Consider the following 24,909-nt stretch of genomic DNA (forward strand, 5'->3'; position numbering starts at 1 on the left):
CTGAATATTGCCCGATTAGTTGACGAAGGCACAGTTTCCGCTGAGTGAGAAGTAATCAGGTGTACACAATAAACCGAGTGATATAGAGTTTGTGGGCCAGCACACAGCTGGCTTTCGGCTCTGCACTGCGTGTGTCGAGGGCGGAGCATGCCCCCTGCGGGAGGCGGTTCCCCCGGCGCGCCGCGATCTGGACGAGGGAGCACAACGATGCCATTGCAGCCATGGATGAAGCTGCTGTCGACCGATGACCACCTGATCGAGCCCCCGCGGCTGTGGGTGGACCGGTTGCCCGCGAAGTACCGGGAGGCCGGTCCGCGGATCGTGGAACAGGCTCGGCCGGGCAGCGCCGCACCCGCGGAGGTGTGGACCTACGAGGGCCGCGTCTATCCGTACATCGGCCTGAATGCCGTCGCGGGCAAGAAGCCCGAGGAGTTCGGCACCGAGCCGACCCGCTACGACGAGATGATCCCGGGCTGCTACGACCCGAAGGCCCGGCTGCGCGATATGGACCTCGACGGTGTCTGGGGCGCGCTGTGCTTCCCGTCGTTCCCGCGCTTCGCGGGCACGGTATTCCTGGAGAGCCAGGACAAGGAACTCGCGCTGCTGTGTGTGCAGGCGTGGAACGACTTCGTGCTCGACGAGTGGTGCACCGCCGGTCCGGCCGACCGCCTCATCCCGTTGAGCATTCTGCCGCTGTGGGATGTGCAGGCGTGCGTCGCGGAGATCCACCGGGTCGCGGCCAAGGGTTCGAAGGCGATCTCCTTCCCGGAGAATCCGGCGCCATTGGGATTGCCGTCGTTCTACAGCGATTACTGGGATCCGATGTTCTCCGCGCTCGAGGAGACCGATATGCCGCTGTGCCTGCACTTCGGCACCTCGGGCAAACCGCCGAAGACCTCCGAGGACGCGCCGTTCGCGGTGACCATCTCGCTGTTCGGCTGCAACTCCATGTTCGCCACCGCGGACCTGCTGTTCTCACCGGTGTTCCACCGGCACCCCAAGCTGAAGGTCGGGTTGTCCGAAGGCGGCATCGGCTGGATGCCGTACATGTTGGAGCGGATGGACGGCACGTGGGAGCGGCACCGCTTCTACCAGAACGTCAATCAGGATGTGCGGCCCTCGGATCTGTTCAAGAAGCACTTCCACGGCTGCTTCATCGACGACCGGTTCGGCATCGAGGTGCGCCACCATATCGGCGTCGAGCGCATCACCTGGGAATGCGACTACCCGCACTCGGACTCGTACTGGCCCAAGAGCCGTGCCTACGCGGCCGAAGTGCTCGCCGACGTACCGGACGACGAAGTGCACCAGATGGTCGAGCTCAACACCCGTCGGCTCTACAACCTTCCGGCATGAACGGTCAGGCCCGGAGGCGGCAGCGCAGCGTAACCACGCATGTCGCAGGAGGTACAGCATGAGTCGCAAGCCGGAGTCGGAGCGCTCCGACTGGACGGAACTGGACCTGCTGACCCGCGAGGAGGCCTACGGCCGCCTGCAGGAGGAGATCGGCGAGGTGGAGGCGCGGCTGCCCGAACTCGGTGCGGCCGATGCCGCCGAGCGTGAGCTGCTCGAAACCCGGCTGCGCGCACTGCGCGAGGCCGCCGCCGACCTGCTCGGCTCCTGACCGGCAACGTCGGTCGAGTACGCGGAAAGCATTGCACAACAAAGGAACTGAGGTTGGTATGGGGCGTGTAGAGGGCAAGGTCGCACTCATCACCGGAGCTGGGCGCGGCCAGGGCCGCTCGCATGCGGTGCGGCTGGCGGAAGAGGGGGCCGCCGTCGTGATCACCGATGTCTGCCAGGAGATCAGCCATGCGCTGCCCTATCCGCTGGCGACGAAGGAACAGCTCGAGGAGACCGCGAAGCTGGTCGAGGCCGTCGGCGGCCGATGCGTCACTCTCCAGGCCGATGTGCGTTCGCTCAGCGATATGCGCGCCGCGGTCGAGGCGGCGACGGCCGAATTCGGTCACCTCGACACGATTGTCGCCAATGCCGGGGTGATGAGTGCCGGTCGCGCCTGGGAACTGTCCGAAGAGGAGTGGGACGTCACCATGGACGTCAACCTCAAGGGCGTGTGGAATACCGTGCGTGCCGCGGTGCCCGGCATGATCGCCGCCGATGCGGGCGGATCGATCATCATCACCAGCTCGGCTGCGGGCATCCGGGGCCATGTGCCCTACGCCCACTATGTAGCGAGCAAGCACGGTGTGGTCGGCCTGATGAAGGCGCTGTCCAATGAGCTTGCCAAGCACCGGATCCGGGTGAACACCGTGCATCCCACCGGCGTCAGCGACACCGGCATCACGGTGGGCGTGCCGATGGAGGAGCTGAAGGAACGCGAGCCGCTGTTCGCGCTGGCCGCGATGAATACGCTGCACACGCACGTCGAGCCGCGGGATATCTCGAATGCCGTGCTGTTCCTCGCTTCCGACGAGGCGCGGTACGTGACGGGACTGCAGTTCACCGTCGACGCGGGGTCGACCACCAAGCCATGAGCGAGCGAAGAACCGACACAACCACGTTCGTGGTCATGCCGGAGCCCAGCGGCAGCGGGGCGCAGTCATGAGCGAGCTCCCGACGATCGGGTTCCTGGGGGCGGGGCGTATCGGTGAACCGATGGCGCAGCACTTGCTCGCGGCTGGTCACCGGGTCCGCCTGTATACCCGGCGCGCGGAGGTCCGCGACCGGCTCGCCGCTGCCGGAGCCGAACTCGTCGACCGGGTGCGTGATATCGCGGACGCCGACGTCGTCGTCAGCTGTCTGTTCAGCGATGCCCAGGTGCTCGAGGTGCTGCCCGAAGTCGTGGGTGCCATGTGCGCGGACGCGATTCTCATATCGCATACCACCGGGACACCGACGACGCTGAGTCGCCTCGACGAGTTCTCACCCAGCGGCAAGGCCGCGATCGTGGACGGACCATTCAGCGGGACAGTGGATTCGGCGCGCGCTGGACGTCTGGTGGTATACCTCGGCGGCGAGCCCGAACATGTGGCGACGGCGCGTCAGGTGGTGCGCGCCTATGCCGATCCCGTCATTACGACGGGCGCGCGCGGTACGGCGATGCTGGTGAAGCTGCTCAACAATCTGCTGTTCGCGACGATCTCGCAGGTGACATTGCGTGGTCTCGCGGCAGGTCGATCGGTGGGTATCGAGGACGGCGCCTTGCTCGAAGCCCTCGCGGTCAGCGCCGGTGGCAGCAATGCGGGGCGTCATATCGCCGCTGTCGGCAACCCTGATCAGTATGCCGAAACCGTCGGTCCTTTCCTGCGCAAGGATCTGACGGCCTGCCGGGAAGTCGCGGCCGAAGTGGGGGTCGACCTCTCGGAACTGCTGGCCATCGCCTACGCCGGCCCGATGAATCTCGGCGAAATCTCTACTCTCGAGAACGGAGTTGTTCGATGAAGATCACGATCGATAGTTCGCTGTGTTCCGGACACGCCCGGTGTGCAGCCGCGGCACCGGAGTTGTTCGAACTCGATGACGACGGTTACGCACTGCCTTTCGCAGGTGAGGTGCCCGCGGATCTCGAGGATGCGGCGCGCGAGGGTGAGATGGCCTGTCCGGAGCGCGCCATCACCATCGAGTGACACCGTTCCGATCCTCAGCGCCCCGTCGAGAACCTGCCGCAGGTCTCTGGACGGGGCGCTTGTGCTCACCCGCCTGCCTCTAGGCGTTGTTGAGGTACGCGAGCACCGCCAGCACCCGGCGATGTCCGCTGTCTGTCGTCGGCAGGCCGAGCTTCTGGAAGACATTGCCGATGTGCTTGCTCACCGCACGTTCGGTGACGACGAGTGTTTCGGCGATGGTCGCGTTGTCGTGCCCGGCCGCCATCAATTCGAGCACCTCGCGCTCCCGCGGAGTCAGCGAGTCCAAGGGCGAATTCCGGCGGCGAGTAAGCAGTTGGCTCACTACCTCCGGGTCGAGTGCGGTGCCACCGGCCGCGACCCGGTCCAGTGCCTCCAGGAATTCGTCGACGCGACCCACCCGATCCTTGAGCAGATAGCCGACCCCGCTGGCCCCGCCGCCGAGCAATTCGGCGGCATAGGACTCCTCGACGTACTGCGAAAGCACGAGCACCGGCAATCCGGGCAGCTCCTTGCGCGCGGCCAGCGCGGCGCGCAGACCCTCGTCCCGGAAGGCCGGTGGCAGCCGGACATCGAGTACGGCGATATCCGGGCGGTGGGTGAGCAATGCGGGCAGAATCTCCGGTCCGCTGCCCGCCACGGCCACGACCTCGTGTCCGGCCGAGGTCAGCAATAGGACGAGTCCTTCCCGCAGCAGGGCATTGTCCTCGGCCATCACCACGCGCACGGCAATTCCACCTCGATTTCGGTCGGGCCCCCGACGGGGCTTGTCACAGTAAGGGTTCCGTCGAGCGCGGCGACCCGACGTTGCATTCCGAGCACGCCGGACCCCGCCACCTCGGAACCGTTGCCCCGCAACATATCCTCGACTCCACCCCGGCCCTCATCGCGCACCGACACACGTAAACCGTTGTGTATCCGTATGATTCGGACCTCGGCCCGCTCGGCCCCGCTGTGTTTGGCCACATTGGTCAATGCCTCGGCGACGACGAAATATGCCGCCGCCTCCACCGCGGCCGGGGCGCGCGGGCCCTGCGACACCTCGTCCACGTCAACGGTGACGTCGAGACCGCTGTCGGTCGCGAGTGCCAGGATGGCTCCGGCGAGGCCGCGGTCGGTGAGGATCGGCGGATGGATCACCCGCACGATGTGGCGCAGCTCGGTCAGCGCTTCCTCGGTCAGTTGCTGCGCCTCGTCGAGCAGCTTGCGCGCGTTCGCGGGATCGCGGTCCATCGCACGTTTCGCCAGACCGATCCGCATGGACAGCGACACCAACCGCGCCTGCGTGCCGTCGTGCAGATCGCGTTCGATCCGGCGCAGTTCGGCGCCGTGTGCGGCGACGGCACTGGCCCGGGTCTGCGTCAGCTCGTCGACCCGTGCCGCGAGCCATGCCTTGGGCGGGGGTCGCAGCAGCGACCGCGACCAATCGGCGTCCAGATCGGCCAGTCGACCGATCAGCGGGAGTACCAACGCTTTTCGGCCGAGCAGACCGCACCACACGCCGTCGACGGGCAATCCGGTCAGCCACAGCGGAATCGCCAGATAGGCCAGGGCGCCGTAGAAGTAGTAGGCCAGCATCCAGCGCAGGTCGGCGAGCGTCGTCGGGTCGCGCACGACCGCGCGCAGGCTCTGCCGTAGCGGGCCGCCGATCGGCGAATACGCCTCGGGGACGGTGCGGCCCGTCCAAGCCGCCACCTGGCGCCGCTTGCTGCCCGCGAACTGGCGCACCAGCTGGACCGTCACCGGCACCATGCCGATACCGACCAGCGACACCGCACCGGCCAGCGTCAGCAACAGCATCGAGATGAACAGGTACGAGCCGAAGGCCAGCGCCGCGGCATTGGCCAGCTGCGCGGTTGCCCGCGCCGCATGTCGCACCGTTTTCCGCATGTGACCAGGCTATGCGACACGGTGCCCGCTGACGGTGTAGCGAGGTACCGCCGAGAGGTGTAGCCAGGTACACCCCGACTTCGGGACCGCACTCCCTCGTTGCGGCGAGCGGCAGACGGAATCGTTGACGCCAGACGTTAACCGATCTCGAAGGAATCGCCATGAAGTCCGTACAGACGCTGCTTTCCGCGAAGCCCACCCTCTGGTTCCTGTTCCTGTTCAACCTCGCCATCGCGCTGGCGGTCGGCTTCGAACCGGTGGCCGACAGCCTCGGCCTCGAAGGTGTCCAGCAGATAGTCACCTGCGTCGGCATGGGTCTGGTCTCGCTGGGTGCGAGCGCCGCCCTGCTGCGCAGACGTCTGCAGCTCGTCTGATCCGAACCACGAGACCTACGAAAGAGAGTCAGCCATGCACCTTCCCGAGAGCGTACTGGTAGTCGGCGCCTCGGCGGCCGGACTGTCCACCGCGGAAGCCTTGCTGCGCAACGGATATCAGGGCAGCATCACCATCCTCGGCGCCGAACCCGAACTCCCCTACGACCGGCCGCCGCTGTCCAAGCAGATCCTGGCCGGCGCGTGGGAACCCGAAAAGGCGCAACTGCGCCCCACCACGCATCTGGCCGCGATGCCGTTGGACCTGGTCCTCGGCGAGACCGCGGTCGCCCTCGACCCGGTGAACCACATCGTGCACGCCGAATCCGGACTGTCCGTACAGGCCGACGCCGTCGTGATCGCCACCGGGGTGCGCGCCCGCACCCTGCCCGGCGCGGACGCCCTGGCCGGTGTGCACGTGCTGCGCACCCTCGAAGACGCAGTCGCTCTGCGCGCGGACCTGCTGCGCGCCACTCGGCTCGTGGTCGTCGGAGAAGGCGTGCTCGGCTCCGAAATCGCCGCCACCGCAAGGACTATGGGCCTGGACGTCACGGTGGTCGGCCCACTGTTGGCGCCGATGGCCGGACAGCTCGGTCCGGTGATCGCGCCGCTGCTCGGCGATCTGCACACCGAACGCGGGGTGCGGTTGCGGCTCGGCACCGGTGTCAGCGAGTTCATCCACGACGGCGGCCGGGTCGGTGGCGTGCGACTGGATACCGGTGAGGAGCTGCCCGCCGATGTCGTGGTGGTCGCGGTCGGCGCGGTCCCGGCGACCGATTGGCTGACCGACAGCGGACTGACGCTGGACAACGGCGTGGTGTGCGACTCCTATTGCCGTGCGGCCCAAGGTGTTTACGCCGTGGGTGACGTCGCCCGCTGGTACGACGACCACGTGGGCGGCCTGGTCCGGATGGAGAACCGCACCAACGCCACCGAACAGGCCGCCACGGTCGCCGCCAATCTGCTCGGCGCCGAACAGGCCTACACCCCGGTCCCCTACTTCTGGACCGATCAGTTCGACACCAAGATCCAAGTCCACGGCACCCTCCCGACCGGAGCGGAAGTGGAGATCGTGGACGGTTCCACCGACGCGCGCAGATTCGTCGCCCGCTACACCCTCGACGGCCGAGTCACCGGCGTCGTCGGCTGGAACATGCCCAAACAGACCCGCCTGCGCAGGCAGGAAATCATCGACGCCCGGTCGGTCGCGACCAGTCGGCACTGACAGCGAGGAGCATCCCATGAAAGTCACCATCGACGAAGACAAGTGCGTCGCCTGCGGGCAGTGCGTCGCCGTCGCCCCCAATGTCTTCGACCAGCGCGACGAGGACGGGATCGTCATCCTGCTCGACGCCAACCCGCCCGAGGACCAGGCCGCCGACGTCCGGGAGGCCGCCGCGGTCTGCCCGGCACTCGTCATCACCATCCAGGAATAGCCGTCCGCGAAAGGAAAACCCATGTCCGAGTCCATGATTGCCGCGGACCTGCCCGAATTCCCGATGGCGCGGACCGCGAGCTGCCCGTTCGGGCCGCCGCAGCGGCAGCGCGAATTGCATGCCGAGAAACCGCTGTCCCGGGTGCGGATCTCGGAACGGGAGCACACACTGGCTGGTGGCCAGGCACGCCGCAGAGCGGGTGGTCCTGTCCGACCTGCGGATCAGCGCCGACGAACGTCATCCCGGCCTCCCCATCAGAACCAGGGCATGGCCAAGACTGTAGACCGCCGCGCGACCGGCGAACGGGAAGGTCTTGACTTCCTCCCCGCGGCTGAAGCCAGGGGATTCCAACCGGCTAGACCGGCTGGAGCGGTAATTCCTCACGGGTTCCCGCTGGTTCCTGCTTCACCGACCGGCCAGTGCCGAGGTCTCCACAGGCGGACACGGCATGCCCTACCGCGTTACGGATGTTCTTGGCTGCGTTCACATCCGCGTTCTCGCTGTACCCGCACGACCTGCACCGGTAAACCGCTTGGCTCTCACGGCTTTCCGGGTCGATCATGCGGCAGCGCGAACACGTCAGCGATGTGTACGCAGCCGGTACCTTCACAATTCGCGTGCCCGTGTAGCGGGCCGCGTTGGCCAATGCGAGCTCGAACCGATGCCATCCCTTCTGCAGGATCGACCGGTTCAGCCCTGATTTCTGACTTACGTTGCGGCCCGGCTCGGCGACAGTCCCGCGAGCGGACGCCGTCATGTTCCGTGTGCGCAGCGCTTCCAGCGCGACCAGCCCGTAGCGGGCGGTGACACGGTTGGCGACCCACGCGTTGAAGTCCGCCCGCCGGTTCACTTCTCGGCGCTTGACGGCGCGCAGCGCGGCGATGATGCGTTTGCGATTGACGCTGCCCTTCTTCTGGCGGGCGAGTTTCTGCTGGAGCCGCCGGTAACGCTTCCCCTCACCGTGGGTGGTGAATTCGCGGTCGTAGAGCCTCCCGGCACTGGTAGCGACAGCTACGGCAACACCACGGTCCACCCCCGCCGTCGCTGTGCTCGCGTGCCGTTCGGGCGCGATGATGCCGTCCTCGACAAGAAACGACACATACCAGTGGCGGCCGTTGTATGAGACGGTCGCAGAGCGGATCGTGCCGCCGAGAGCACGGGACCACCGGAACCGGACCCACCCCAGCTTCGGCAACTTCACCCGACCCCGACGCCGCCCCAACCGCTGCACCTCGATCTGTTTCACGTCCGGGAACCGGAACGAGGGCCGCCAACGGCGACCCGACCGCCAGCGAACGCCGAACGTACCATGCATCCGACACGCCCTATCCAGGTCCATGAGGGTCTGTTGAAGGCAGTGCGACGGCGCGTCTTTGAGCCAACCGTGCTCGGCTTTTGCTTCGACGAGTTCTTTGGCCTGCTGGGGGTAGTTGATCCACGCGTCGCGGCGACGGTATTCGCGGCGCTGCTCCAGCGCCGTATTCCACACCGCGCGGCAGATACCGCCGACACGCTCGGCGTACTCGGCCTGATCGGCGGTCAAATCGAGCCGGTATCTACGTCCTGTCAGCACGCCGTCACCGTCCCTTCTGCTGCTCGACATACCTTTCGATAGCCGCCAACGGGGCACCGCCAACCGTCGCAACGAAATACGAATTCGTCCACAGAGTCGGCAAACGGGAACGCAGCCAAGGAAATTCATCGCGTAGCGCCCGGCTCGAGTGGCCCTTGATCGACTTCACAAGCCGGTGGATTCCATACTGGGGGCCGACCTCCACGAGCAGGCGCACACGGTCGGGCATGGTTTCCAGCTCCACCAACCATGCGCCCTTCTCATCCACGACCTCACGGATGAGTTCTCTGAGGCGCTCCTGCATAGGCCCGCCGATGACGCGGCGCCGATACTCGAGCACCAGACGACGTGATACGCGCACTGGAACACGACGTCCGAGTTACTACGCGTAGACATCGACATACGCCAATTATGCAGCTGCACACTATCTATCGCAAGAATGTTCGAATCGCGAGTGACTTCAGATTCGGACATGATGCGCTTACCCGACTGAAGCTGCGCGCTACGTTTCTCCGCTCAACGGCACGGTCTTCCCGGGCGACGGCGACATCGTCGCGCGCCATGCGATGAATGATCGCCGACACCATGGAAACCCGCGCCGTTGCTCTTACGGCACGGCCACCCCGGACGCGTCAGCTGGCGGTCATATCCAGGACGATCTTCCCCGTCGTGCGGCGTTCGGCCACATCGGTCAACGCGGTAGCGATATCGGCGAGCGAATGGACCTGGGATACGAGTGGGCGCATCCCGTCACGAACCATCGCGGCGAGCGCGCGATCACCCGCTGCCACAGCATCTTTGGCGTACTGGCGCAACATCCGGATCTCGAAGCCCCGCACGGTCGCTTCTTTGAGCAGTACGAGATTCAGCGGAATGCTGGGAATCTTCCCGTCGGCGTAACCGACCGTGACGAACCGGCCACCGCGCCGCAGTCCGCGCAGGGCGGCCTCCGAGTAGTCACCGCCCACCGGATCGATCACCAGGTGGACGCCTTCGCCACCGGTCACTTCGCGCAACCGCTTCTTCAGATCCTCACGGACATAATCGATTCCGGCCTCGGCACCGAGCTTGCGCGCGACCACGAGCCGATCCTCACTCGACGCGGCCGCGATGACATGCAACCCCAGCCGGGTGCCGACATCGACTGTGGCCGTGCCGACTCCGCCCGCGGCGCCGAGCACCACCGCCCACTCCCCCGCTTTTCCCTCACCGATGGTGACCAGCGAGTGGTAGGCGGTGGCGTAGGTGACGTGGAACGCGGCGGCGTGGACCATATCGAGACCGTCCGGAATCGGGCGCAAACCCGCGGCGGGCACCACGATCTGCTCGGCGAACGCACCGGTGAACGCGGCTCCGGCCACCGGCGAACCCACCGGTGGGCCCGTCACCCCGGGCCCCAAAGCCGTTATGACACCGGCGAATTCACTGCCCGGTGTGAAGGGCAGCGGTGCCGACACTTGATATCGATTCGCGATGACCAGCACATCCGGGTAGTTGACCGCGGCGGCATGCACCCGGATCAACACTTCGCCGGGACCGGGCTGGGGATCGTCGAGCTCGACGACCGACAGTCCGCCGGGCGCACCGTATTCGGTGCAGCGCGCCGCCCTCATCGGGTCCGCCCGACAGACGGCATCGCCGGATCGCGCGGCAGGCCGAGCACCTGTTCGGCGATGGTATTGCGTTGGATCTCCGCGGTTCCCGCACCGATCGTCGAGGCCCGGGTGCGCAAAAAGCCCCACACCCAGCGGCCGCGCTGGACGGCGTGCGGATCGCGCCGACCGAGCACACCGTAGGCGCCGAGCATATCGACGGCGAATTCGTGCAGGTCCTGTTCGAAGGTCACGATGAACAACCGCGATGTCGACGATGCGGGCCCCGGCTCCCCTTTGGCCATGATGTCGGCGATCGTGCGCATCCCGGTCAGCCGCATGATCGACACTCGAATCTCGAAGTCCGCCAGTCGATCACGCACCAGTGGATCGGCGGTCGCACCGCGCTCGTGCGCCAGTTCGATCAGCTCGTCGAGTACGCGCCGGTACATCGCGGCCTGGTTCATCGCCCCGGCCGCACGCTCATGGCCCAGGCTGGTGCGCACCAGCGGCCACCCGCCGTTCTCCGTGCCGATCCGGTTGGCGACCGGCACCCGCACATCGCTGAAGAAGATCTCGCAGAAATGCGCGTCGCCGGTCAGGTCGCGCAGCGGCCGCACACTCACGCCGGGCGCGTGCGCATCGATCAGCAGATAGCTGATTCCCTCCTGCCGCGATCCCGGCGGGCCGGTGCGGACCAGGGTGAAGATGATGTCGGCGATATCGGCCGCGCTGTTCCACACCTTCTGCCCGTTGACCACGTACTCCGCGTCGGGATCATCGGGACCGCCGCCCTCGAGCCGCGCCGAGGTGCGCAGCGCGGGCAGATCCGATCCGGCGCCCGGCTCGGAATACCCCTGCGCCCAAACCATATCGCCGCGCAACATGGGAGCCAGGAAGCGCTGCTTCTGCTCGGCCGTGCCGTATTTGATGATCGTCGGTGCGGCGATGCCGAGTCCGGTCCCCAGCGGACCCGGGACCCGGGCCCGCGCGTACTCCTCCTGGTAGATCACCTGACGGCCGAAGCTCAGGCGCATCCCACCGTATTCCCGCGGCCAGCTCGGACCTGCGTATCCGGCGTCGAAAAGCGTTGCCAGCCAAGCCTTCTGCCAGGCCAGCCGCTCGGCCGGATCCTTGGGCCGACGGCCGGGATGATGGTCGGTCAGAAACGCTCGCAGGCGCACCCGGAACTGCTCATCGGTCTCGACCTGCTCCTCGGTGAACGTGAGAGTCACCTGGCTCCTCCATGGTTGCGATCGATCCGGCGGTCAGCGCGGGGCCATGCGGATGGCGCCGTCGAGCCGGATGGTCTGGCCGTTCAGGTAGGGGTTCTCCAGCATCTCGACGGCGAGACGGGCGTAGTCGTCACCCTCGCCGAGGCGCTTGGGATGCGGCACGGTGGCGGCCAGGCTTTCGCGGATATCCTCGCGCAGCCGGGCGAGCATGGGGGTGTCCATGATGCCCGGCGCGATGGTGTTCACCCGGATCTGCCAGCTGGCAAGATCCCGGGCCCCGACCAAGGTGATACCGTGCACGCCCGCCTTGGATGCGGTGTAGGAGGTCTGCCCGATCTGACCGTCGAACGCTGCGACCGATGCGGTGAGGACGATGGCACCGCGGTCGCCGTCGACGATTTCGTTCGCCGCCATGCGGGCGGCGGCCAGGCGCAGCACGTTGTAGGTACCGATCAGATTGATCCGCACGACCTCGGCGAAGGTCGCCAGGTCACCGGGAGTGCGATCGCGGTCGATGATCCGGACCCGGTCGCCACCGCGCCCGGCGCAGTGCACGACGAAACGCAGCGGACCGCTCTTTTCGGCGGCATCGAGCGCGGCGGAGATCTCGGCCTCGTCGGTCACATCCGCGCGCACGAACTGTGCCGCGTCGCCGAGTTCGGCGACGGCCTTGGCGCCCTGCTCTTCGGAGATGTCGGCGAGGACGACGCGGCCGCCGCGGTCGATGATCCGACGCGCGGTGGCCAGGCCGAGCCCGGAGGCGCCACCGGTGACCAGTGCCGAGGAACCGTCGATGTGCATTCCAAACTCCTTATAAGCCAAGGGATTTACTGATGATGGTCTTCATGACCTCGCTGGTGCCGCCGTATATGCGGCTCACCCGGGCGTCGGCGTAGAGCCGGGCGATCGGGGATTCGAGGATGTAGCCGTAGCCGCCGTGCAGTTGCAGGCAGCGGTCGACCACACGGCCCTGCATCTCGGTGCAGAACAGCTTGGTCTTGGCCGCGTCGACGGGACTCAACTCGCCGGCGACCAATGCCGCGATGGCCGCGTCGAGCATGGTCTGGGCGGCCTCGACCTCGGCGGCGATGGCCGCGAGTTCGAATTTGGTGTTCTGGAAGTGCGCGACCGGTTTGCCGAATACCGTCCGGTCCCGGACGTAGGTGATAGTCATCTCGAGCGCGGCCCTGGCCTGCGCGACCGCGCCGACCGAGATGGCCAGCCGCTCCTGCGCCAGATTGCGGCCGAGGTAGGAGAACGCCTCGCCCTCCGCGCCGAGCAGATTGGCAACGGGGACCCGCACATCGGCGAAAGACAGCTCGACGGTGTCCTGCACGGTGAGACCGAGTTTGTCGAGTTTGCGCCCGACGGTGAAGCCCGGCATCCCCTTCTCCACCACCAGCAGGGAAAGGCCCGCGCGGCGATTGTCCGGATCGGTGCTGGTCCGCGCGACGACGATGACCAGGTCGGCGTGGTAGCCACCGGTGATGAAGGTCTTGGCTCCGTTGAGCACATAGTGGTCGCCGTCGCGAACCGCCTTGGTCGCGACACCCGCCAGATCCGAACCGGTACCCGGTTCGCTCATCGCGATCGCGGTGTAGAGCTCGCCCGAGGCCAGACCCGGGAACCAGCGGGACCGTTGCGCGTCGTCGGCCAGGCCGAGGAAGTAGGGGACAACGATGTCGAGGTGGGTGCGCAGGCCGCCGAGCGTCACGCCCGCCCGTGCGCACTCCTCCTGGAGCACCACGTTGTAGCGGTAGTCGTCCTGACCCCCGCCGCCGTATTCCTCCGAAATGGCGGTGCCGATGATGCCGAGCTTGCCCAGCGAGGTGAACAGTTCGCGGGGCACCAGGCCCGCGGCGCGCCACTGCTCGTACTCCGGGACCACCTCGCGGGCGAGGTAGTCGCGGACCAGGAGGCGGAAGTCCTCATGGTCCTGGGTGAACAGCGTCCGGCGCATCCGGTTACCTCCTCGTAGCGAGCGCGTCGCGATGGCCACCAAGGGCCGCTGCGACGAATTCAGTATACGCATTCATTCGGAAAATTAGCCAAATTAAGTATACTGTTCTGAATCGAACGGCCCGAGACCGGCGCCGATCGACGGCCAGTGCGAAGGAGAAGATGTGTCGGACGAAGTGCTTGTGGAGCGCCGTGGCGCGGTCCAGGTCATAACGATCAATCGCCCGACGGCGAAGAACGCGCTCAATGCCGGGGTCGCAGCCGGAGTGGCCGCCGCGGTCGACGAGCTCGACCAGTCGGACGAGTTATGGGCAGGCGTGCTCACCGGCGCAGGCGGGACGTTCTCGTCCGGAATGGATTTGAAGGCGTGGCTCCGCGGTGAGAGTCCCGCGATCGAAGGCCGTGGCCTGTGCGGAATCACGATGACGCCGCCACGCAAACCGCTGATCGCCGCGGTCGAAGGTTGGGCCGTCGCCGGTGGCTTCGAACTACTGCTGGCCTGCGATCTCGTGGTCGCGGCCCGCACCGCACGCGTCGGCGTTCCCGAGGTGAAGCGGTCGCTGGTCGCGCGTGGTGGCGCCGCGCTGCTGCTGCCGCGGCGGGTGCCGTACGCGATCGCGTTGGAGTTGCTGTTGACCGGTGATCCGATCGGCGCCGAGCGGGCGGCCGAGGTCGGCCTGGTCAACCGGCTCACCGAGGAGGGCGGCGCGCTCGAGGGCGCCTTGGCGCTCGCCGAAACGATTACGGCGAACGGACCTTTGGCCATCGCGGCGACCAAAGAGATCGCCCGTTCCAGCTCCGACTGGACCCTGGCGGAGGGCTGGGCCAAGCAGGTCGACATCGCGCAGCCGGTGTTCTCCTCCGCCGACGCCGTTGAAGGTGCCACCGCCTTTGCGGAAAAGAGGGCACCGATCTGGAAAGGTCGCTGATGTCCGGCGGTCCGCTGGCGGGCTGCCGGGTGGTCGAGCTCGGCGGTATCGGCCCCGGTCCCTTCGCCGGGATGTTCCTCGCCGATCTCGGGGCCGAGGTGGTCCGGGTGGATCGACCGGAGCGCGCCGATGAGCCGGACGTGAGCGGCCCGACCAATGTGACCGATCGCGGGAAGCGGTCGGTGGTGCTCGATCTCAAGCACCCGTCGGGTCCGGCCGCGCTGCTCGACCTGATCGAACGTGCCGACGTATTGATCGAAGGATTTCGTCCCGGCGTCACCGAGCGTCTCGGTATCGGGCCGCACGAATGCCTGGCTCGCAACCCACGGCTGGTGTACGGCCGGATGACCGGATGGGGCCAGGACGGCCCGCTGGCCGCCGCGGCCGGGCACGATATCGGTTATGTCGCCCTCACGGGGGCGCTGGGTGCGATCGGGTCCGCGGGCGGACCACCGCAGATCCCACTCAATCTGGTCGGCGATTTCGGAGGCGGCGGTTGCTATCTGGTGATCGGGGTGCTGGCCGCCCTGTATGCCGTCGAGCGGACCGGCCGCGGTCAGGTCGTCGACGCGGCCATCGTGGACGGCACCGCGCATCTGCTCGCGAGCACCTTCGCCAAACTCGCGCGTGGCGCGTGGACCGACGAGCGCGGGGTAAATCAACTCGACGGCGGCTGGCCGTTCTATTCCGTCTACGAGACCAAAGACGGTCGGCACATGGCGGTCGGTGCGCTGGAGGCGAAGTTCTATCGGCAGCTGATCGAACTGCTAGACCTCGACATCGACCCGGAACAACAGCACGATCGGTCGACCTGGCCGAAGCTGCGCAATGTGTTGGCCGAACGATTCGCGGAGCGCACGCGCGAGGAATGGGCTCAGTTATTCGAGGGAACCGACGCCTGCGTCGCGCCCGTCCTCGGCCTCACCGAGGCAGCGACCCATCCGCATCTGGCCGCACGCGCAAGTGTGATCACCCGAGACGGTGTGGTCCAACCCGCTGCCGCACCGCGATTCTCGGCCACCCCGGCGCAACCCGGCGCGGCCGCACCGGCCATCGGCGCCGACACCCGCGCGGTGTTCCAGGATTGGGGTATCGGCAGCGGCGACGAACTCGTCCACAGCGGTGCCGCCATGCAGGCGAGCCAAGAGGCAACCAACACCAGACCGGGTCGCCACCGTGCCGACCCGCAGGACTGAGGAGGTCCATATGAGAGACGCCGTCATCGTCGATGCGGTCCGCACCCCGATCGGTAAGCGCAACGGCACGCTCGGGCCGGTGCACGCGGCCGATCTGTCCGCGAAGGTGCTCAATGCGCTGGTGGAGCGCAACGGGATCGATCCCGCCACCGTGGACGATGTGGTCTGGGGCTGTGTCACCCAGATCGGCGACCAATCGAGCAATATCGGCCGGTTCGCGGTACTCGCCGCCGGATGGCCGGAACATGTGCCCGGCGTGACGATCAACCGGGCCTGCGGCTCCAGTCAGCAGGCAATCGACTCCGCGGCGCACGCCGTCATGGCCGGGCAATACGACCTCGTGGTCGCCGGTGGTGTGGAAACGATGACCCGCGTTCCACTCGGGTCGCACCGGACCACGGGGCAGCCGTACGGACCCGCCGTGCTGGCCCGCTACGACAACTTCGACTTCAACCAGGGCATCAGCGCCGAGTTGATGGTCGAACGGTGGGGCTTCACCCGCACCCAGCTCGACGAGTTCGCGGCGAGCTCGCACGCCAAGGCGGCCGCGGCGATCGACGAAGGCGTCTTCGACGACCACATCGTGCCGATCGAGGTCGACGGGACCAAGTTCACCGTGGACGAAGGCCTGCGCCGAGGCACCACAGCAGAGAAGCTGGCCGGGCTGAAGCCGTCGTTCAAGCCCGACGGCGCGATCCACGCGGGCAATTCGTCCCAGATCGCCGATGGTGCGGCCGCGCTGCTCATCACGACCACCGAACGGGCCCGCGAACTCGGACTGACGCCGATCGCGCGCTACCATTCCGGCGCGGTGAGCGGAGCCGACCCGATCCTGATGCTTACCGGGCCGATCCCGGCGACGGAGAAGGTGCTGCACAAGGCCGGACTGTCCATCGACGATATCGGTGCGTTCGAGGTCAACGAGGCGTTCGCGCCGGTACCGCTGGCATGGCTGGCCGAAACCGGTGCCGATGCCGAAAAGCTCAATCCGCTCGGCGGTGCGATCGGTGTCGGCCACCCGCTCGGCGGTTCGGGTGCCATTCTGATGACGCGGCTGCTGGCGCAGCTGCGGCGCGAGAACCTGCAGTACGGACTGCAGACCATGTGCGAGGGCGGCGGCACCGCCAACGCGACCATTATCGAACTGCTGCGCTGAAATTCGAGGAATCCCACATCATGATGCCGTCCGCCCCGGATCGCCCACTCCCGCAACCGACACTCGCGAGCGCCGAGTTCTGGCGATCCGGTGCCGACGGCGTACTCAGGATTTCGCACTGCGCCGACTGCGGGCGGTTCTTCCATCCGCCGATGCCGGTGTGCCCGTCCTGTCGCGGGCGTGCGGTGTCGCTCGCGCCGACTTCGGGTAAGGCCGTGGTCGTCGGGTTCAGTGTGAACCATCAGGCGTGGTTGCCGAAGTTCCCGCCGCCGTACGTAGTAGCGGTGGTCGCGCTCGCAGAGGACGATCGGGCGCGGCTGACCACCAATATCGTCGGGTGCGAGCCGGACGACGTGCACATCGGAATGCGAGTGCGGGTGCGTTTCGAACAGCTCGATGATCTGTACCTTCCCCTGTTCGAGCCGGACCCGGAAACCGAAGCCGCCGAAGGGCCCGGGCCGTTGCCCGAGCCGCGCGAGGTGCGAAATGCGCTGCGCCCCATGGCTTCCCCACGCAAGTACGAGGACAAGGTCGCACTCACCGGGGTCGGACAGTCGCAAGTCGGCCGACGGCTCATGGTCGACCCGATCTCGCTGACCGTCGACGCCTGCTCGGCCGCGGTAGCGGACGCCGGGCTCGACCTGAGCGAGATCGACGGGCTGTCCACCTATCCGGGAGCGGCCGCGGGCGGCATGAGCGAGGGCGGCATCACGGCACTGACCGAGGCGCTGCAGCTGACTCCGACCTGGGTCAACGGTGCGCGCGAGGTGCCGGGGCAGATCGGCTCCATCACCGCCGCCATGCTCGCGGTCGCGGCCGGGCTGTGTCGGCATGTGCTGTGCTTCCGCACGGTCTGGGAGGCGTCGCACAGCGCGCTGCTGCGGTCGGGCGAATGGCATCCGGAAGGTGGCCGCGCGAGCGGAATGATGGAGTTCCGGGCCCCTTTCGGCGCCATGTCGGCCGCGCAGTGGATCGGCTGCAATGCCTCGCACTACATGCACCGGTATGGTGTCGGGCGCGAAGCGCTCGGTGCCATCGCGGTCACCGCACGCGCGGGCGCGGTCCGCAACCCGGAGGCCCTCTACCGCGACCCGCTCACCGTCGACGACTACTTCAACGCCCGCATGGTGACCACCCCCTTCGGGCTCTACGACTGCGATGTGCCGTGCGACGGCGCGATCGCGGTCGTCGTCTCGGCCATCGAGACCGCCGATGACCGCCCACACCCACCGGTGCTGGTCGAGGCCGTCGGCACCGCGATCCTGGAACGGCTCAGCTGGGACCAGGACACCCTGACCCACACCCCGCAGTCCCGCGGCCCGTCGGCCCACCTCTGGACCCGCACCGACCTCACCCCCGCCGACGTAGACCTCGCCCTCCTCTACGACGGTTTCACCTTCAACGCCCTGTCCTGGATCGAGGGTCTCGGCTTCTGCGGCCCCGGCGAGGCAACAGATTTCATCGCAGGCGGCAAAACCATCGCCCTGGACGGCCCCCTCCCCCTCAACCCCCACGGCGGACAACTCTCAGCCGGCCGTCTGCACGGCTACGGCTTCGTCCGCGAGGCCATGCTGCAACTTCGCGGGGACGCCCACGGCCGTCAGGTCGATGATGCGCGAGTTGCGGTGGTAACCGCGGGCGGCGGTGTCCCTTCTGGGGCGATGCTGCTGAAACGGGCATAGTCGACGAATTGGCGGCCGTCAGCACCGTCGTTGGTCACCTCCGCTCGAGCGTCGTTGGTGTCAGAGGTTCACATGCCATCGACCGGCAATGACGGTGCCCGGATCGCCCAACGCGCGTAAGGGTTTCGGGCGATGTACGACCAGCGGCGAGGCTAGGACTTCGCCCCGTTCTCATACGCCTTCATCAGTTCGCGGCGCAGGATTTTGCCGCTGGGCAGGCGGGGGACGGGTTCGAAAGAGACCGATTTCGGGCATTTGTAGTGGCCGAGATGCTCGCGGCAGTAGGCGATCAGGGCTGCGGCGAGGTCCGGGCCCGGGGTGGCTGGGGCGGCGGGTTGGACGACGGCGTGGACACGTTGGCCGAATTCGGGGTCGGGGATGCCGATTACGGCTACGTCGTCGACTGCGGGGTGCAGGGTCAGGGTGTCCTCGATTTCTCGGGGGTAGATGTTGACGCCGCCGGAGAGGATCAGGTCTGTGCGGCGGCCGGATAGGTAGAGGTAGCCCTGCTCGTCTACGTATCCGAGGTCGCCGAGGGTGTTCCAGCCTTTGTCGTTGTATGCGCTCGCCGTCTTGTCCGGGTCGCGGTGGTAGGAGAATTGCCCGGCGTCGCCGAACCAGATCGTTCCGATCTCACCGGGCTTCAGTTCGTTGCCGTCGTCATCGCAGATGTGCGGGATGCCGCGCAGTGGTTTGCCGACCGAACCCTTGTGGGTCAGCCAGGTCGGGGTGTCGATCATGCAGAATCCGGTGCCCTCGGTGCCGCCGTAGAACTCCACCAGCTTCGGACCGAACCAGTCGATCATCTGCTCTTTCACCTCGACCGGGCATTGGGCGGCGGAGTGCACGACGGCGCGCAGACCGGATACGTCGTAGCGCGCACGCACCGCTTCGGGGAGTTTGAGCATGCGCACGAACATGGTCGGTACGAACTGGCCTTGGGTCACGCGATGCCGTTCGATCAACCGCAATGCTTGCTCGGCATCGAATTTCTCCATCACCACGGCTGTTCCGCCATTGCGAATGGTGCCGATGGTCCAGGCGAGCGGCGCGGCGTGATAGAGCGGACCGGGACTGAGATAGACGGTGTCGCGGTCGAAGCCGAAGGCGGCGGCCATCCGGTGATCGATCGGCAGTCCGGCACCGAACGGCAGTCCGGAGATCTCGGGCAGGATCCCCTTGGGGCGACCGGTCGTGCCGGACGAGTAGAACATGTAGTAGCCCTCGGTCTCGTCCTCGATCGGATCGGCGGGACAGCCCGCGATCGCGTCGCCGAGGCTCTGGACCCCGGAAACGTCGCCGGTGACGATCCGCTCGAGGCCGGGCAGGGCACCGCCGATTGCCGCGGCCGAATCCTCCACGGCGGGCGCGGACAGCAGTATGCGGGCTTCGCAGTTCTCGACGATGTAGATCGCCTCGGATTCGGACAGATGCCAATTCACCGGCGTGTAGAACAGGCCCGACCGCTGGGCGGCGAACACGATCGGGAACATGTCGATCGTGTTGTCGAACAGCAACGCGATGTGGTCGCCCGTGCGCAACCCCCGCGCCCGCAGCATCCGCGCCATCTGGTTCGACCTGGCTTCGAGCTCGCGGAAGGTCAATGTGGCACCCGAACCTCCCATGATGATCGCGGGCTTATCCGCCAGATCCGCGGCCAGTGTTGTGAGCTGCATCGCTCGCTCCTGATAGTTCGATTCCGTTGTCCCGGTTCAGCTTTGCGTCACATAATCGTCGCGGTCATCGCCCAGGTAGGCGGCGATCACCGCGCGGTCACCGCGGACCTGCGCCGGGGTTCCGGCCGCGATCACCTCGCCGAAGTTCAGCGCGTAGACCCGGTCGCACAGGCCGAGCACCAGTTCCACATTGTGCTCGACGAGCAGGATCGCCACGCCCCACCGATCGGCGAGGCCGCGCAGCAGTTCGGCCAGCTCGCGCGACTCCGCCTGGTCGAGTCCGGCAGCCGGCTCATCGAGCGCGATGACCGAGGCACCGGTGGCGACCGACCGGGCTATCCCGACGAGTCGCCGGATGCCGTAGGGCAGTTCTGTCGGAGTTTTGTGCAGGTAGGGCTCCAGCCCGAATTCCTCGATCGCCGCGGTGGTGACGGCGGTCAGCGGTGGCGTCCGCGGCCACAGCGCGTCCAGGAGGTAGGCCAGCCCGTCGCGTGGTTCCGCGGCGGCGCGCAGGTTGTCCAATACGGTCAGATCGTCGAAGAGTTCCAGCGACTGGAACGATCGGGTCAGTCCCGCGCGGGCTCGTGCACTCGGTGACGCGCCGGTGATGTCCTTGCCGCCGAGGCGAACCTGTCCGGCACCGGCGCGCACGAATCCGGTTGCGGTGTCGATCAGGGTTGTCTTGCCCGCGCCGTTGGGGCCGATCAGACCGACGATCTCGCCCGGCCCGATCCGCAGGTTCGCACCGGAGAGCGCACGCACACCGCCGAAGGAAACACTCAGGTCGACCAGCTCCAATTCCTGCGGGCGGACCCGCTGAGCCGTGTCATCCTTCGGCACGGCCGGTACTCCATTTGCCGGTGCGGCCCGTTCCCCCGCTGGTCGCACCAGCGCGACAAGATGCCGCGCATGATCCAGGCCCTGACTGGCCAGCCCATCCGGCGCACGAAGCAGCATGACGATGAGCAGTACGCCACCGGCCAGCGGCAGATACGAACCGACGTCCGGGCCCAGCTGATCGAGAAGTTTCGCACCCAGCGCACCGACCTCGAGCAACCCGCCGTAGACCGCACCGGCGATCCAGCCGATCCCGCCGACCACGGCATAGCCGACCATCTTGATCGACTGCAGCGGACCATAATTCGCGAAGACGATGCTGGGATTGCGGAAGGCGAGCAGGCACCCGCCCAGACCTGCGATGACACTCGAGAATGCGAAGGCGGCGAGCTTGGCCTGCACCACATTGATGCCCAGCGACGCGGCGGCGCGTTCATTGGACCGCACCGCAACCAGACGTCGTCCGCCGCGGCCCCGCCGCAGGTTCGCGATCGCCAGCCCGCATGCCACGAAGACCACGAGCACGACAAGGGCGTAGCGGTCGGGATACACGATGGCGCCGAGTTCCAACCCGCCGATTGCCGGTGTGGGAACGACGAATGCGCCGTACGCCGTGCGTGCGGGATTGCTGAACACCAGATTGTCCAGCGCGACTGCCATACCGAGAGTCGCGATGGCGAGGTTCACCCCTCTTGTGCGCAGGCAGACCGCGCCGACCAGCAGGCCCAGCGGCAAGGTCGCCAGTGCTCCGATCACTATGGCGGGCAGGAACGGCACGTCGAAGGACCTGGCCAGCCCGCCGGCGATCCAGGCGCCCCAACCGGCAAAGGCGAACTGTGCCAACGACAATTGGCCGCTGTAGCCGGTCACCACAACCAGCGAAAGCACGATCAACCCGGTGCCGATCGTGGTCGTGACCGCATCGTTCCACTCCGGCGGTACGGATTCGATGAGCGCGACGCCGACCACCAGCCAAATAAGGACGAAATACCAGCGCACCCGCCCGGTGCCCAGCCGCGGCAGCCGTTGCGCGACCTGCGTCCGGATCGTGCGATCGTGGCCGCGTGCCATCAGCACCACGATCATGGCCAGGAACGGTACGGCCTCGGCCCAGCCCGGCGCGTCGACGAAGCGGCCTACCTCGGCCTGGATGATGCCGATCGCCAGACCGCCGACCATGGTCAGTGGGAACGATGCCAGCCGACCGACCACCGCGGCCGCGAGGGCGGGAACCACCAGCAGTGTGAAGCCGGTGACCGACAGATTCGTAATGGGCGCCAACAGGATTCCGGCGAGCCCGGCCAGCGCCGAACCGAGAAACCAGTTGCCCGCCGCTACCAGATTCGGCGACCGGCCCAGCGCCGCCAACGCGCGCGGATTCTCGGTCGCCGCCGCGGTGGCCCGGCCGAACTGGGTGTAGGAGTAGAGCGCGGCCAGCCCAGCGGTGAGCACCAGCACCAGCACCAGAATGAGCAGCCGGTCCCGCCCGACGGTCGCGCCGAGCATCGTGACCGGTCCGTTCGGCAGACCGGGGGCGACCACGATGGAGGGACCGCTGTAGAGCTTGACCATCCCTTCCTGCAGGATCGTCAAGACGGCCAGTGTCGCGATAACTCGGGTCAGTACAGCGCTGCCGCGCATCGGTCGCATGATCAGCAGGTGGATCAGCAGTCCGAGCGCTCCGGAGACCAACACTCCCGCGACCAGTGCGACGAGATATGGAAAACCGTTGCCCTCGTGCAGTTTCCACGCCGCGAAGGTGCCGACCATGCCCACCGCACCATGGGCGAAGTTCACCACTCCGGAACCGCGATGGATGATCACCAGCCCGAGGCCGAAGAGCACATACAGCGCGCCGGCCGCCAGGCCGAGGATCGCGAAGGTGAATACCGTGCTCATGATGCCTCCGCCGCCAGATAGGACGCTTCGATTTCGCCGATTCGCCCGCGCAGCTCGGCGGCCGGGCCTTGCAGCACAACGCGTCCGCGCCGCAGAACGTAGGCGCGGTCGGCGACCGCCAAGGCATTGCGAATCTGCTGCTCCACCAGCAGAACTCCCATGCCGCGGTCCGCCGCGGCGCGCACGGCCCGCAGCAGCCGCCCCACGACGATCGGAGCCAGTCCCAGGGACAGCTCATCCGCCAGCAGCAGTCGGGTGTCCCCGGCCAGTGCCCGAGCCAGCGTGAGCATCTGCTGCTCGCCGCCGGAGAGCAGCCCTACCTTGCGCCGCAGCAGCGGTTCCAATTCGGGAAACAGTGCCAACGGCTCGTCCAGTGACTTGTGCGCCAACCGGAGATTGTCCGCGACCGAGAGCGACATGAAGACCGCGCGGTCTTCGGTGATCAGCCGCAGACCGCCGCGCGCCCGCTGCTCCAGTGAGCCGGCCCAGGGTTTCCCATCGAACCGCACCTGCCCCGCAGTTACCGGGACCTCACCGGCCAGCGCGAGCAGTGTAGTCGTCTTGCCCGCGCCGTTCGCCCCGACCAGCGCCACCACCTCACCGGCGTCGACCCGCAGGTTCATATCGGTGAGCACCGGGAGCTGACCGTAGCCGGCGGACATCCCGCGACATTCCAATAGTTCGGACATGGTCACAGACCCGACATCGTGGTGAATGTCGGCCGGTCGAGCACGGCATTGCCGCCGCGCACGGTCCAGGTCAGATAGTCCCAGTTCACGATCCGCGGATATTGGGCGACCAGGACGGTGCCACCGTAGGCGTGCGTGGCATAGAGCTTGGTGTCCGGCGCGTGCTTCGCCAGGGCGTCGAGCACGGTGGCGCTGGTGATCGCTCCCTGGAGACTCTCCAGAAGCTGTTGCAGGGCGGTCACCGCGGCCCAGCCGGAGATCGCGAACTTGGTCGTGACCGGCACATCGGGCTGATACCTGTGCATTCCGTCGAGGACTTCCTGGACCGCGGGCACCGAGGTGTCGGTGGGCCGGTACTCCTGTCCGACGATGATCATCCCCTCGGCCGCGGCACCCATTGCCGTCAGTGCGGTGGAACCGAATTCTGAGCTGACCGCACCCAATTGGACGTGCCGACCCGACTGATTCAGTGCGCCAACGACTTTCGGGCCTTGATCCGGCGCAGTCACCGGAACGAGACAGTCGATGTCCTGCGACAGCAGTTTCGCCACCGGTGCGGCGAAGTCCGGCTGGGTCTGCCCGACCGAAACCTGCACCATTGCGGCTCCCTTGGTGGCAAGCCCGCGTTCGAGCCATTGGGCGCCCAGAATGGTGTTCGACGTCGCATTGACCACGGCGCCGACCCTCTTGCACCCGGCCTTGCCCAGTTCGATTCCGAGCGTGCCGTAGACGCCCATGATGCCGGAGTCACGGGGGAACGAAACGGCACTCTGTCCGTCGACATCGGCGGTGACAGCGTTGTAGATATAGGGAATCTTCGCCGCTTCGAGCACCGGAATCACCTGCGGCGCAAAGGGTTCGTAATGCGTGAGCACCGCGACGACGCGCTTCGAAGCAGCCTGCCTGGCGCAGTCCGCGGCGGTGTTGGGGTCGAACTTGTCGTTGCAGACCGTGAGATTGATCTTGCGACCCTTGATTCCGCCCGCGTCGTTGATCTGTGCGACATGCGCCTTCATGGCCGCTGCCGCGTCCGGAAGCGACAGCGCCGCCGACTCGACGGTGCCGATGGCCATCACCTGGATGTCGCCGCTGTCCGACCCGCCGGATGTGCATCCCGTCATCGCCAGCGTCAACGCCGCTATCGAAGTCGCGACAGCGATCCAGCTACGTCTTATCTGCGCCATTGCAGTCTCCTCATATTGTTC

23 protein-coding genes and 2 pseudogenes are annotated in these 24,909 nt (G+C 66.9%); 13 read left to right on the forward strand and 12 right to left on the reverse strand.

What is annotated here, in order from left to right:
* Positions 1-207: 207 nt before the first annotated feature.
* The 6 genes and pseudogenes from ACIBW7_RS20150 (at position 208) to ACIBW7_RS20175 (ending at position 3,587) form a co-directional block, all read left to right on the forward strand.
* A complete protein-coding gene (locus ACIBW7_RS20150) occupies positions 208-1,356 on the forward strand; it encodes an amidohydrolase family protein (RefSeq protein WP_397048348.1) in 1,149 nt (382 codons plus the stop codon).
* A 58-nt stretch (positions 1,357-1,414) separates the two neighbouring features.
* Complete coding sequence (locus tag ACIBW7_RS20155; protein WP_327100470.1) at positions 1,415-1,624, forward strand: hypothetical protein; 210 nt, start codon at positions 1,415-1,417, stop codon at positions 1,622-1,624.
* A 58-nt stretch (positions 1,625-1,682) separates the two neighbouring features.
* Positions 1,683-2,495, forward strand: a complete 813-nt coding sequence (locus ACIBW7_RS20160; RefSeq protein ID WP_397048351.1) for a mycofactocin-coupled SDR family oxidoreductase — start codon at positions 1,683-1,685, stop codon at positions 2,493-2,495.
* A 28-nt stretch (positions 2,496-2,523) separates the two neighbouring features.
* Positions 2,524-3,024: pseudogene (locus ACIBW7_RS20165) on the forward strand (NAD(P)-dependent oxidoreductase); the annotation flags it as partial.
* 36 nt (positions 3,025-3,060) lie between these two features.
* Positions 3,061-3,402 (forward strand): NAD-binding protein, encoded by a 342-nt coding sequence (locus ACIBW7_RS20170; RefSeq protein WP_397049048.1) that lies wholly within the window; start codon positions 3,061-3,063, stop codon positions 3,400-3,402.
* A complete protein-coding gene (locus ACIBW7_RS20175; protein WP_040701289.1) occupies positions 3,399-3,587 on the forward strand; it encodes a ferredoxin in 189 nt (62 codons plus the stop codon). Before ACIBW7_RS20170 ends, ACIBW7_RS20175 begins: the two co-directional genes overlap by 4 nt.
* A gap of 79 nt (positions 3,588-3,666) precedes the next feature.
* Here the strand turns inward: ACIBW7_RS20175 and ACIBW7_RS20180 are convergent, their stop codons facing one another.
* Together ACIBW7_RS20180 and ACIBW7_RS20185 are read right to left on the reverse strand one after the other, a co-directional pair.
* Entirely contained in the window at positions 3,667-4,311 is a 645-nt protein-coding gene (locus tag ACIBW7_RS20180) for a response regulator transcription factor (RefSeq protein ID WP_040701288.1), read from the reverse strand.
* A complete protein-coding gene (locus ACIBW7_RS20185) occupies positions 4,299-5,474 on the reverse strand; it encodes a histidine kinase (RefSeq protein ID WP_397048354.1) in 1,176 nt (391 codons plus the stop codon). Before ACIBW7_RS20185 ends, ACIBW7_RS20180 begins: the two co-directional genes overlap by 13 nt.
* Positions 5,475-5,635: 161 nt before the next feature.
* Here ACIBW7_RS20185 and ACIBW7_RS20190 point away from each other — a divergent pair, with 161 nt between their 5' ends.
* From ACIBW7_RS20190 to ACIBW7_RS20200, 3 genes are read left to right on the forward strand one after another with little or no spacing between them, the layout of a single operon-like run.
* Entirely contained in the window at positions 5,636-5,848 is a 213-nt protein-coding gene (locus ACIBW7_RS20190; RefSeq protein ID WP_397048356.1) for a hypothetical protein, read from the forward strand.
* A 34-nt stretch (positions 5,849-5,882) separates the two neighbouring features.
* A complete protein-coding gene (locus ACIBW7_RS20195) occupies positions 5,883-7,070 on the forward strand; it encodes an NAD(P)/FAD-dependent oxidoreductase (protein ID WP_397048358.1) in 1,188 nt (395 codons plus the stop codon).
* 16 nt (positions 7,071-7,086) lie between these two features.
* Positions 7,087-7,281 (forward strand): ferredoxin, encoded by a 195-nt coding sequence (locus ACIBW7_RS20200; RefSeq protein WP_397048360.1) that lies wholly within the window; start codon positions 7,087-7,089, stop codon positions 7,279-7,281.
* A 355-nt stretch (positions 7,282-7,636) separates the two neighbouring features.
* Here the strand turns inward: ACIBW7_RS20200 and ACIBW7_RS20205 are convergent, their stop codons facing one another.
* The 6 genes and pseudogenes from ACIBW7_RS20205 to ACIBW7_RS20230 form a co-directional block, all read right to left on the reverse strand.
* Entirely contained in the window at positions 7,637-8,854 is a 1,218-nt protein-coding gene (locus ACIBW7_RS20205) for an RNA-guided endonuclease InsQ/TnpB family protein (RefSeq protein WP_397048362.1), read from the reverse strand.
* 4 nt (positions 8,855-8,858) lie between these two features.
* Positions 8,859-9,256, reverse strand: a pseudogene (gene tnpA / locus ACIBW7_RS20210) (IS200/IS605 family transposase).
* Positions 9,257-9,486: 230 nt separating this feature from the next.
* Positions 9,487-10,467, reverse strand: coding sequence for an NADPH:quinone oxidoreductase family protein (locus tag ACIBW7_RS20215; protein WP_397048364.1), 981 nt, complete (start codon positions 10,465-10,467; stop codon positions 9,487-9,489).
* Positions 10,464-11,681 (reverse strand): acyl-CoA dehydrogenase family protein, encoded by a 1,218-nt coding sequence (locus ACIBW7_RS20220; protein ID WP_397048366.1) that lies wholly within the window; start codon positions 11,679-11,681, stop codon positions 10,464-10,466. Before ACIBW7_RS20220 ends, ACIBW7_RS20215 begins: the two co-directional genes overlap by 4 nt.
* Positions 11,682-11,714: 33 nt before the next feature.
* Positions 11,715-12,482, reverse strand: a complete 768-nt coding sequence (locus ACIBW7_RS20225) for an SDR family NAD(P)-dependent oxidoreductase (RefSeq protein WP_364479149.1) — start codon at positions 12,480-12,482, stop codon at positions 11,715-11,717.
* Between the two features lie 10 nt (positions 12,483-12,492).
* A complete protein-coding gene (locus ACIBW7_RS20230; RefSeq protein ID WP_397048369.1) occupies positions 12,493-13,641 on the reverse strand; it encodes an acyl-CoA dehydrogenase family protein in 1,149 nt (382 codons plus the stop codon).
* 163 nt (positions 13,642-13,804) lie between these two features.
* On the opposite strand from ACIBW7_RS20230, the gene ACIBW7_RS20235 reads away from it, so the two are divergent.
* The 4 genes from ACIBW7_RS20235 to ACIBW7_RS20250 are packed head-to-tail and all read left to right on the forward strand — an operon-like array spanning position 13,805 to position 18,603.
* Complete coding sequence (locus tag ACIBW7_RS20235; protein WP_357465951.1) at positions 13,805-14,569, forward strand: crotonase/enoyl-CoA hydratase family protein; 765 nt, start codon at positions 13,805-13,807, stop codon at positions 14,567-14,569.
* Positions 14,569-15,765: a CaiB/BaiF CoA transferase family protein gene (locus ACIBW7_RS20240; RefSeq protein WP_397048371.1), complete on the forward strand. Its 1,197-nt coding sequence runs from the start codon at positions 14,569-14,571 to the stop codon at positions 15,763-15,765. The genes ACIBW7_RS20235 and ACIBW7_RS20240 overlap by 1 nt, the downstream gene beginning before the upstream one ends.
* A 10-nt stretch (positions 15,766-15,775) precedes the next feature.
* Positions 15,776-16,921 (forward strand): thiolase family protein, encoded by a 1,146-nt coding sequence (locus tag ACIBW7_RS20245; protein WP_397048373.1) that lies wholly within the window; start codon positions 15,776-15,778, stop codon positions 16,919-16,921.
* 23 nt (positions 16,922-16,944) lie between these two features.
* Positions 16,945-18,603 (forward strand): thiolase C-terminal domain-containing protein, encoded by a 1,659-nt coding sequence (locus tag ACIBW7_RS20250; protein ID WP_397049051.1) that lies wholly within the window; start codon positions 16,945-16,947, stop codon positions 18,601-18,603.
* Positions 18,604-18,755: 152 nt separating this feature from the next.
* Here the strand turns inward: ACIBW7_RS20250 and ACIBW7_RS20255 are convergent, their stop codons facing one another.
* The 4 genes from ACIBW7_RS20255 to ACIBW7_RS20270 are packed head-to-tail and all read right to left on the reverse strand — an operon-like array spanning position 18,756 to position 24,888.
* Positions 18,756-20,279, reverse strand: a complete 1,524-nt coding sequence (locus ACIBW7_RS20255) for an acyl-CoA synthetase (RefSeq protein WP_397048375.1) — start codon at positions 20,277-20,279, stop codon at positions 18,756-18,758.
* Between the two features lie 36 nt (positions 20,280-20,315).
* Positions 20,316-23,015: an ATP-binding cassette domain-containing protein gene (locus ACIBW7_RS20260; RefSeq protein ID WP_397048377.1), complete on the reverse strand. Its 2,700-nt coding sequence runs from the start codon at positions 23,013-23,015 to the stop codon at positions 20,316-20,318.
* Positions 23,012-23,677, reverse strand: coding sequence for an ABC transporter ATP-binding protein (locus ACIBW7_RS20265; protein ID WP_397048379.1), 666 nt, complete (start codon positions 23,675-23,677; stop codon positions 23,012-23,014). The genes ACIBW7_RS20260 and ACIBW7_RS20265 overlap by 4 nt, the downstream gene beginning before the upstream one ends.
* 29 nt (positions 23,678-23,706) lie before the next feature.
* The gene (locus ACIBW7_RS20270) at positions 23,707-24,888 is read right to left on the reverse strand and encodes an ABC transporter substrate-binding protein (protein WP_397048381.1); all 1,182 of its coding nucleotides are present in this window, start codon (positions 24,886-24,888) and stop codon (positions 23,707-23,709) included.
* Positions 24,889-24,909: the final 21 nt, after the last annotated feature.

Origin of the sequence: Nocardia sp. NPDC049526 (assembly GCF_044465765.1) — a bacterium.
Lineage (GTDB): Bacteria > Actinomycetota > Actinomycetes > Mycobacteriales > Mycobacteriaceae > Nocardia.